Annotated in this window: 11 protein-coding genes; 7 read left to right on the forward strand and 4 right to left on the reverse strand. The window is 75.7% G+C overall.

Translation table 11 applies throughout. The features are described 5' to 3' along the window. Positions 1-236: 236 nt before the first annotated feature. Both GJV82_RS07300 and GJV82_RS07305 read left to right on the forward strand, forming a co-directional pair. Positions 237-1,511, forward strand: a complete 1,275-nt coding sequence (locus GJV82_RS07300) for an amidohydrolase (RefSeq protein ID WP_155098781.1) — start codon at positions 237-239, stop codon at positions 1,509-1,511. Between the two features lie 68 nt (positions 1,512-1,579). Then, the gene (locus GJV82_RS07305; protein WP_143314287.1) at positions 1,580-2,002 is read left to right on the forward strand and encodes a hypothetical protein; all 423 of its coding nucleotides are present in this window, start codon (positions 1,580-1,582) and stop codon (positions 2,000-2,002) included. Positions 2,003-2,017: 15 nt separating this feature from the next. Here the strand turns inward: GJV82_RS07305 and GJV82_RS07310 are convergent, their stop codons facing one another. Then, complete coding sequence (locus GJV82_RS07310) at positions 2,018-2,425, reverse strand: TraR/DksA family transcriptional regulator (protein WP_081772243.1); 408 nt, start codon at positions 2,423-2,425, stop codon at positions 2,018-2,020. A gap of 189 nt (positions 2,426-2,614) precedes the next feature. On the opposite strand from GJV82_RS07310, the gene GJV82_RS07315 reads away from it, so the two are divergent. The 3 genes from GJV82_RS07315 to GJV82_RS07325 all read left to right on the forward strand — a co-directional run bounded on the left by GJV82_RS07315 (position 2,615) and on the right by GJV82_RS07325 (position 4,733). Then, positions 2,615-3,544: a quinone oxidoreductase family protein gene (locus GJV82_RS07315; protein WP_155098782.1), complete on the forward strand. Its 930-nt coding sequence runs from the start codon at positions 2,615-2,617 to the stop codon at positions 3,542-3,544. 134 nt (positions 3,545-3,678) lie between these two features. Further along, positions 3,679-4,140 carry a hypothetical protein gene (locus tag GJV82_RS07320; protein WP_151192042.1) on the forward strand — a complete coding sequence of 154 codons (462 nt, stop codon included), beginning with the start codon at positions 3,679-3,681 and terminating at the stop codon, positions 4,138-4,140. Between the two features lie 110 nt (positions 4,141-4,250). After that, a complete protein-coding gene (locus tag GJV82_RS07325) occupies positions 4,251-4,733 on the forward strand; it encodes an SRPBCC family protein (protein ID WP_155098783.1) in 483 nt (160 codons plus the stop codon). Between the two features lie 19 nt (positions 4,734-4,752). Here GJV82_RS07325 and GJV82_RS07330 read toward each other — a convergent pair whose 3' ends face one another. Continuing rightward, positions 4,753-5,625, reverse strand: a complete 873-nt coding sequence (locus GJV82_RS07330; RefSeq protein ID WP_024839952.1) for an RNA polymerase sigma-70 factor — start codon at positions 5,623-5,625, stop codon at positions 4,753-4,755. Then, positions 5,622-6,212: a carboxymuconolactone decarboxylase family protein gene (locus GJV82_RS07335; protein ID WP_024839953.1), complete on the reverse strand. Its 591-nt coding sequence runs from the start codon at positions 6,210-6,212 to the stop codon at positions 5,622-5,624. The genes GJV82_RS07330 and GJV82_RS07335 overlap by 4 nt, the downstream gene beginning before the upstream one ends. Before the next feature lie 139 nt (positions 6,213-6,351). Here GJV82_RS07335 and GJV82_RS07340 point away from each other — a divergent pair, with 139 nt between their 5' ends. Then, entirely contained in the window at positions 6,352-7,590 is a 1,239-nt protein-coding gene (locus GJV82_RS07340; RefSeq protein WP_155098784.1) for a sensor histidine kinase, read from the forward strand. Continuing rightward, the gene (locus GJV82_RS07345; protein ID WP_024839955.1) at positions 7,587-8,252 is read left to right on the forward strand and encodes a response regulator; all 666 of its coding nucleotides are present in this window, start codon (positions 7,587-7,589) and stop codon (positions 8,250-8,252) included. The genes GJV82_RS07340 and GJV82_RS07345 overlap by 4 nt, the downstream gene beginning before the upstream one ends. A gap of 19 nt (positions 8,253-8,271) precedes the next feature. Here the strand turns inward: GJV82_RS07345 and GJV82_RS07350 are convergent, their stop codons facing one another. Next, entirely contained in the window at positions 8,272-9,015 is a 744-nt protein-coding gene (locus GJV82_RS07350; RefSeq protein WP_318657396.1) for an alpha/beta fold hydrolase, read from the reverse strand. Between the last annotated feature and the right edge of the window lie 17 nt (positions 9,016-9,032).

Below are 9,032 nucleotides of genomic sequence, written 5' to 3' on the forward strand. Positions count from 1 at the left end.
CAAGGGTGGAAGAAAGGATGCTGTCTGCTCTCGCTCCGCCACACCGTGGGGCGGAGAATCGTCGGTGGCAGCGTCTGCTGCCCGGTGCGCGCGGTCCGTGCTCCGATGCTGAGGACCGAAGAGGCGCCGCGGAACGGGGTCCCACGACGCGAGCGCGACCTCCAGGGTACACGAGTGCGGGCCGCGCCCCTCACGCGGTGCGCACGGCGACGCTTGCCCGGGGCGATGATGGGCCTATGACGACCTCACCGAACCCCGCCCGCGCCCTCCCCCGCACCGCCCGCCGCAGCGTCGCCGTCGTGAACGGCTACGTCGTGCCCGTGGCCTCCGACCCGATCGAGAACGGGACCGTCCTCGTCGAGGACGGGATCATCACGGCCGTCGGCGCGGACGTCGTCGTGCCCGACGGCGTCCCGACCCTCGACGCGCGCGGCCGCTGGGTGCTGCCCGGGTTCGTCGAGGCGCACGCCCACATGGGCGTCATGGAGGAGGCCGAGGGCTGGGCCGGCAACGACACGAACGAGATGACCGACCCGAACGGCGCGGCGCTGCGCGCGATCGACGCGATCAACGTCGAGGACGAGGGCTTCCGCGACGCGCTCGTCGGCGGCGTGACGAGCGCCGTCGTCAAGCCGGGCTCCGGCAACCCGATCGGCGGCCAGACGGTCGCGATCAAGACGTGGGGCGGCCGCACCGTCGACGAGCAGGTGATCCGCGAGTCGGTCTCCGTGAAGTCGGCGCTCGGCGAGAACCCCAAGCGCGTCTACGGGGACCAGAAGAAGACGCCGTCCACGCGCCTCGGGGTCGCGAAGGTCATCCGCGCCGCGTTCGTCGAGGCGCAGAACTACGCCGCCAAGCGCGACGCGGCCGAGGCCAAGGGCGAGCCGTTCGACCGCGACCTCGCCAAGGAGACCCTCGCGCGCGTCCTCGCGGGCGAGCTCTACTGGGACCAGCACACGCACCGCGCGGACGACATCGCCACGGCGCTGCGCCTCGCGGACGAGTTCGGCTACAAGCTGGTCGTCAACCACGGGACGGACGGCGCCGCCGTCGCGGACGTGCTCGCCGAGCGCGACGTCCCGGTGATCTTCGGCCCGCTGTTCACGTCGCGCTCCAAGATCGAGCTGCGCAACCGCGACATCGCGAACCTCGGGGCGCTCGCCCGCGCGGGCGTGCGCGTCGCGATCACGACCGACCACCCCGTGGTGCCGATCAACTTCCTCGTGCACCAGGCGTCGCTCGCGGTGAAGGAGGGCCTCGACCGCGACACCGCGCTGCGCGCGCTCACGGTCAACCCGGCCGCGTTCCTCGGCCTCGACGACCGCGTCGGCGCGCTCGCGCCGGGCCTGGACGGCGACGTCGTCGTCTGGTCGGGCGACCCCCTCGACGTCAACGCCCGCGCCGAGCACGTGCTCGTCACGGGCACCGAGGTCTACACGTGGGACCCGGCGGCGGACGGCGGCCGCGGCGCCGGCCGCGTCGTCGAGCGGGGCGAGCGCTTCCGCGACTGACCTCCCGCCCGCTCGTCGTCGTCCCGGCTCGCGTGGCACGATCCGGGACGGCGACGGACCATCGAGTCATGCGCACCGGACCCGCAACCCGCCGTCGCCGCGCCGTGACCGGCCCGGCCCTCGCCCTCCTCGCCGCCGTCGGCACCGTCGCCGCGTGCTCCGGACCCGGCCCCGGGGAGAAGGACGTCGAGTACGACTCGCTCGACGCGCTCCACGAGGCCGCCACGACCGCGGGCCTGACCTGCCTGTCCTTCGTGCCCGAGGACTCGGGGACGCCCGACGTCGAGCTCGGCACGTGCGACGACACGACGCTCCTCGCGGTGTTCGCCGGCGGGGTGGAGGAGGCCGAGTTCCTCCGCCTCCTGCCCGTCGAGCCCTCGGAGGAGGAGCAGGCCGCACTCGCAGGGCCCAACTGGGTCGTCGTGGGCGACACCGGCGACCTGCTCGAGACCAAGGCCGGGATCGGCGGCGACTTCCTCTCCGACCGCTGACGCCGCGCGCCGTCGTCACCGCACGGCGGCGCACGCGACGCACGTCAGCGCCGTCGGGCGCGCCTCGAGCCGGCCCTCCGCGATGGGTCGCCCGCACGACGCGCAGACGCCGTAGGTGCCGGCGTCGAGACGCGCGAGCGCGGCGTCGACCTCCTCGACCCGTGCCGCGGCGTCGCGCGCGAGCGCGTCGACCTGGGCGCGCTCGAACGCGATGGTCGCGCCGTCGGGGTCGTGCTCGTCGTCCGCGTTGGAGTCGCGCGAGGCCTCGACGATCCCCTCGACCTCGGCGCGCAGCGCGCGCAGCCGTCCCGTCGCCTCCGCGCGCACCGCGAGCAGGCGCTCGCGCACGGCCGCGTCGCGCCCCGCGGCGCCGCGACCTGTCGCGTCACCGGCTCCTGCTGCGTCGTCCGGACCTGCCGTCATGCCGCTCCCCCCGACGTCGTGGACAGGGTGAAACCGCCCCGCGTGGGGACTCCTGCCCGTGCCCGGAGCATGACAGCGACGGGCGCCGGATGGAAGAGTGGAACCCGCCCGGCCGCCCCGGGCCCGCCGCCCGGTCTCGCCCCCGCGGCGCGCGACCGACGTCCCACGGCGAGACCACAGGGGGTCTGCATGAGCACGGTCGTGGTCTTCGAGGCCTTCGGCGGCCCGGAGTCCCTCCGGGTCCAGGACGAGACGGTGGCCGCGCCCGGCCCCGGCCAGGTGCGCGTCGCCAACCGCGTCGTCGGGGTCAACCCGGCGGACGTCAAGAGGCTCGCCGGGGCGTTCGGAGGCCGCGTGCCCGGCGTGCTGGGGTTCGAGGCCGCGGGCGTGGTCGACGCCGTAGGACCCGACGTCCCCGACCTCGCCCCCGGCGACGAGGTCGTCTGGCACGGGACGGGGGCGCAGCGCGAGCTCTCCCTCGTGCGTGCCGACCACGTGCGGCGCACGCCGGCGTCCGTCGCGCCGGAGCAGGCGGCCGTGCTGCCCGTGGCCGCGGCGACGGCGTTCTCCGCGCTCGTCCAGGCCGACGTCGGCGAGGGCGACGTCGTGCTGCTGCACGGCGCGGCCGGCGGGGTCGGCTCGGCGGCGGTGCAGATCGCGACCGCGCTCGGCGCGCGCGTCGTGGGCACCGCGTCGCCCGCGAACCACGACTACCTGCGCGGGCTCGGCGCCACGCCCGTCGCCTACGGACCTGGGCTCGTGGACGCCGTGCGCGCGCTGCCGGACGGCCTCGACGAGGTGAGCGTCGTCGTCGACCTCGTGGGCACGCCCGAGACGGTCGCCGCGACGGTCGCGCTGCTCGGCGAGGCCCTCGCGCCCGCCTCCCCCGACGACCCGCCGAGCGCGGTGACGATCGTCGGGTCGCAGGAATCGCGCGCCGCGGGGATCGTGGACAAGGTCGACGCGAAGGGCGCGCTGGACGAGGTGCTCGCGCTCGCGGAGGACGGGCGCCTGCGGGCCGAGATCTCCGCCCGGTACCCGCTCGCGGAGGCCGCGAGCGCGTTGCGCCGCGTCGCCGAGGGCCACGTCCGGGGCAAGGTCGTGCTCGACGTCCCCTGAGCACGCGGCGGTTCCCGGACGTTGTGACGCTGCGCACAAGGTTCTCGGGTGATCGGCGAGTTCTCGCGGGTCGGGCACCGTGCCCCGCCCTATTTTCTTGCGCCGCCCGTGCGGGACGGTGTGCAATCGTTAGCATGCGTAAGTTTCTTGCCGCTACCGCGGCGCTCTCCTGTGCCCTCCTGCTGGCGTCCTGCGCCTCGCCGACCGACCCGGCGAGCGACGACGCGGCGACCCCCGAGACCACGACCACGACCGAGGCGGCCCCCGAGGTGACGCCCACCGTCGTCGCCGTGACGACCACGTGCAACACGTTCTACAGCGGCGAGTACTCCGCCGAGCGCCTCGTCGCCGAGACGACGCCGCTCCTCCAGACCCCCGAGGACGAGGAGGCCGCCGCCGCGATCTACACGACGCGCGAGCGCCTCGTCGCCGTCCAGAACTTCGCGGACCCCGAGCTCCAGGAGAACCTCAACGGCATCAAGGCGCCGTTCGAGGCCGCCGTCCAGGGTGAGACCATCTCCACCGCCGGTCTCCAGGAGTCCCTCGACGCCTTCCGCGCGCAGTGCGAGGAGGCCGGGTACGCGTTCGCGTCCTGAGCCCCGCGCCGCGGTCCGGGCGGCCCGTCCCTCGTCGAGGGACGGGCCGCTCGCGCGTTCCCGGAGGTCTCGTGCGCGCGGGGCGAGGCGGCGCGTGGGAGCATCCGACCATGCCCGTCGTCGAGTCCTCGCTCGTGGTCCCCGTCGACCCCGCGACCGCGTTCGCGGTCTCGCAGACGACCGGTGACGTCCGGCTGCGCTGGGACCCGTTCGTGCGGCACCAGCGCTTCCTGGACGGCGCGACCGCGCCCGCGAAGGGCGTGCGCACGTTCACCCGGCACCGCAGCGGCCTGTCGATGGTGAGCGAGTACGTCTCCTACAACCCGCCGACCAACGTCGGGATGCGCATGGTGCGCGGCTCGTGGTTCTTCGAGAACCTCGCGGGCGGCTGGCGGTTCGCGCCCGACCCGTCCGGCGGCGGCACGCGCGCGACGTGGCGGTACAGCTTCCGCTGCCGACCCCGCTGGCTCGCCCCGGTCGCCGAGCGCGTCGGGTCGTGGGTGCTCGGCCGGGACATCGACCGGCGCATCGCCGGGTTCGCGCGCGGCTGCGCGGACCCGGTCGTGCTCGCGGCGGCGCGCGGCGACGCCTGAGGCACGACGGCCGGGCCGCTCACCGCGCCAGCGCGGCCGCCTCCTCGACCCCGCCGAGCTTGTGCGGGTTCGCCACCGCGAACAGGCGCGTGATCCGGCCGTCCTCGACCGTCACCGCGACCGCGGTCGCCAGCTCGCCGTCGAGCGCGAGGCGCAACCCGGGCGAGCCGTTGATCCACACGGGCTCGACCGTGACCGCGCCCGGGGACGTGCGCAGCCCGGCCAGGAGTGCCGTCGCGACGCGCCGGGCACCCACGACGGGCCTGCGTGCCGCCCGGGCCAGACCACCGCCGTCGGCGACGGCGACGACGTCGGGTGCGAGCACGTCGAGGAGCCCCTGGAGGTCGCCCGAGAGGACCGCGTCGAGGAACCGCTCGACGACGCGCTGCTGCTCCGTGCGGTCGACCGCGACGCGGGGGCGGCGCGCGGCGACGTGGCCCCGCGCCCGGTGCGCGACCTGCCGCACCGCAGCCGGCGACTTGCCGACGGCCTCGGCGATCTCGTCGAACGGCACGTCGAACACCTCGCGCAGGACGAACACCGCGCGCTCCGTGGGCCCGAGCGTCTCGAGCACGGTGAGCATCGCCATCGAGACGCTCTCGGCGAGCTCGACGTCCTCCGCGACGTCCGGCGTCGTGAGCAGGGGCTCCGGCAGCCACTCCCCCACGTAGTCCTCGCGGCGGCGCGCGAGGGTCCGGAGCCGGTTGAGCGACTGCCGCGTGACGATCCGCACGAGGTACGCGCGCGGGTCGCGCACCTCGGCGTGGTCGACGTCCGCCCACCGCAGCCACGTCTCCTGCACGACGTCCTCCGCGTCGGCCGCCGAGCCGAGCAGCTCGTAGGCGACGGTGAAGAGCAGGCTGCGGTGGCGGACGAACGGGTCGTCCGTCATGCGTCCGACCCTACGGCGCCCGCGGAGCGGGCGGGCAGCGGCGGCAGGCCGCAGGACGCGGCGAACTGCTCGGACCGGATGCCGAGAGCGACGTTGGACCGCGCCGTGGCGTTCATCAGCCCGACGCGCGCGGAGAGCTCGACGAGACCCGCCGGACCGAGGTCCGCGAGCAGCGCCTCGGACAGCTCGTCCGTGACGGCGGGCGGGGTCTGGCTCATCGCCTCCGCGTACTCCATGACGCGTCGCTCGACGGGCGTGAACACGGCGGACTCGCGCCAGCGCGGGACCTCGCGGGCTTTGACCTCGTCGAGACCCTCGTCGTGCGACCGGAAGTAGTGCAGGTCGAGGCAGAACTCGCACCCGACCGTCGCGGCCGACGCCATCACCGCGTACGTCGCGAGGTCCGGGTCCAGGCGGTCCCACTTCTCCGACCTCCGCCCCACGCCCATGAGGTCCTTGAAGACCGCGGGGTGGTGCCACAGCACGCCGATCGAGTCGGGTACGTGCCCGAGCATCGCGCGGGTCGCACGCTTGACCACGGAGCCGTACAGCCCGGTGACCTCGGTGGGCGGCACTCGTGTCGTCATGTCTCCTCCTGATGGGTCCGTGTGGGGTGGTGGACGCGCATGAGACACCGGCCGGCGGACGCGTGTGACACCTGAGGACGACGACGTACGGCACCCCGGTCGGACGCGGCCCGGCCCGCCGCGGCGTAGCGTGCGTCGCATGGGCCCGCTCGACCGTCGCCGCCCCCGGGTGTTCCTCGCCGTGGTGCTCGCGGTGGTCTCGCTCGTCGGGACGGTCGGCGCGACGCACGGGCAGCCGTCGGCGCGACCGCTCGACCTCGCCGCGGTCGGCCTGCTCCTCGTGTCCCCGCTCGTGCTCGTGCTCCTCGTCCCGCGTCCGGCGGTCGCCGTCGTCGTGTCGGTCGGTGCGGCCGGGGTCTTCCTCGTCGCCGGGTACGCGTGGGGGCCGGTCCTCGCGGGGCCGGTCGGCGTGCTCGTGGGCGTGCTCCTCACCGGGCCGGCGGAGCGCGCGCGGCGCGTGGCGTGGGGCGGCGCCGTGCTGCTCGCGGGCGCCGTCGTCGCGGCGGCGGCCCTGCGCCCGGACTCGCCGCCGCGCGCGACGCTGCTCGGCGGGACGGCGTGGACCGTCGTCGTGCTCCTCGTCGCCGGGGCGGTCCGCGACCGGGCGGCCCGCATCGCGGCGGCGCGCGAGGCCGACCGGGTCGCGCGCGCCGAGCGGGAGCGCACCGCCGTCGCGGACGAGCGCCTGCGGATCGCGCGCGAGGTGCACGACGTGCTCGCGCACTCGCTGTCCGCGATCACCGTGCAGGCCGGCGTCGGGCTGCACCTGCTGGACCGCGACCCCGACCAGGCGCGCAGCGCGCTCGCAGCGATCCGCACGACGAGCGCCGAGGCGCTCGACGAGGTGCGCGCGGTGCTCGGCGTGGTGCGGGGCGACGGCGGGGACGGCGCCCCGCTCGCCCCGACGTGGGACCTCGCGGCCCTGCCGCGGCTCGTGCAGCAGGCGGAGGCGGGCGGCGTCGCGGTCGTGCTCGACGTGGACGACGCCGCAGCCGACCTGCCCGACCGGCTCGCGGGCGTCGTCTACCGCGTCGTGCAGGAGTCGCTGACGAACGTGCGGCGCCATGCGCTCGACGCGACGCGCGCGGAGGTCCGGGTGCGGGCGCGGCCCGGCCCGGAGGGCGCCGTGACGGTGACCGTGACGGACGACGGCGCCGCCGCGTCGTCCGGCGCCGAGCCGGGGTACGGGCTGCGCGGCATGCGCGAACGGGTCGAGAGCGTGCGCGGCACGCTCGACGCCGGGCCCGTGCCGGACGCGGCAGGGTCTGGACGCGGCTTCCGGGTGCGGGCAGTCTTTCCCTGGCCGGGCACGACGCCCGCGCCGGGCACGACCGGACGGCCCGAGGAGGCGCCGCACCGGGCCGAGGAGGCACCATGATCGACGTCGTGCTGGCCGACGACCAGGCGCTCGTGCGCGGCGGGTTCCGTGCGCTCATCGACTCCGAGGACGACATGCGCGTCGTCGCCGAGGCCGCGACCGGCGACGACGCCGTCCGCCTCGCGCTCGAGCACCTGCCCGACGTGGTGCTCATGGACATCCGCATGCCCGGGCTCGACGGGCTGGAGGCGACCCGGCGCATCGTCGCCGACCGCGCGGCGTCGCACGTGCACGTCGTGGTCGTCACGACGTTCGAGCTCGACGAGTACGTGACGGACGCGATCCGCGGCGGCGCGAGCGGGTTCCTCGTCAAGGACACCGAGCCCGTCGACCTCGTGCGCGCGGTGCGCGTCGCGGCCCGCGGCGACGCGCTGCTGTCGCCCACGGTGACCCGGCGCCTGCTGTCCCGGGTCGCGGACGCGACGCGCACCGTCGGGCCCGTTCCGGGCGTCGGCGACCTCACGCCGCGCGAGCGCGAGGTGCTCGTCGAGGTCGCGGGCGGGCTGTCGAACGAGGAGATCGCCGGGACGCTCTACCTGTCCGAGTCGACCGTGAAGACGCACGTGTCGCGCGTCATGGCGAAGGTCGGCGCGCGCGACCGCGCCCAGCTCGTCGTCGCGGCCTACGAGTCCGGCCTCGTGCGGCCCGGCTGGGCCGGCTGACCCGCCCGCACGAGACCGGTCACCGCTCCCGCGTCACCCAGTCCCGGAGCCGTCGCGCGAACCAGTCGGGTCGTTCGAGCGGGATGGTGTGGCCGCACCCGTCGACGACCTCCAGACCGGTGCCCGGGAGCAGGGCGGCGAGGGTGCGGGCGGAGTCCCGCATGACGCGGCGCTCGCGCCCGCCCACCAGCACGAGCGCGTCGCCGGGGAACCGCGCCCACCCGTCCGGCGGGGTGAAGCGGATGTTCTCCCCCACCGCGGTCGACAGCGTCCGCACCGAGACGGCCCGGGAGGTGCGCAGGTAGTCGTCCTGGAGGGAGGGCGGGATCCGCAGCTCGCGGGCCTGCGCCCGGGCGAACCACTCGTACCTGGCCAGGGGCGCCGCCAGCCGGAGGAGGCCCAGGGTCGCTCCGGGAGCCCTCGTCGGCACCGCCTGCGCGCTGACGGCCACGACCTTCTCCACGAGGTCCGGGCGGCGTGAGCCGAGCAGCACCGCGAGCTGCGCCCCGAGCGAGAACCCCACCACGGTGACGGGTCGGTCCGTGGCGGCCTCGACGATCCCGGCCAGGTCGTCGACCGTCCGGGAGTGCGAGACGTAGTCCTCGCCGGAGCTGCGCCCATGACCGGGGAGGTCGGGCACCAGCAGCCGGACGTCGTCCGGGAGGCGTTCCGTCGTGGGTCCCCACATCCATCCGGCCACCCCGCCGCCGTGCAGGAACAGCAGCGGGCGGGCGTCTCGCTCACCAGAGGCGGTGACGTGCACGGGCGATCTCCTCGGGC

The sequence above is a fragment of the Cellulosimicrobium composti genome (assembly GCF_009711085.1).
In the GTDB taxonomy this organism is placed as follows: Bacteria; Actinomycetota; Actinomycetes; order Actinomycetales; family Cellulomonadaceae; genus Cellulosimicrobium; species Cellulosimicrobium composti.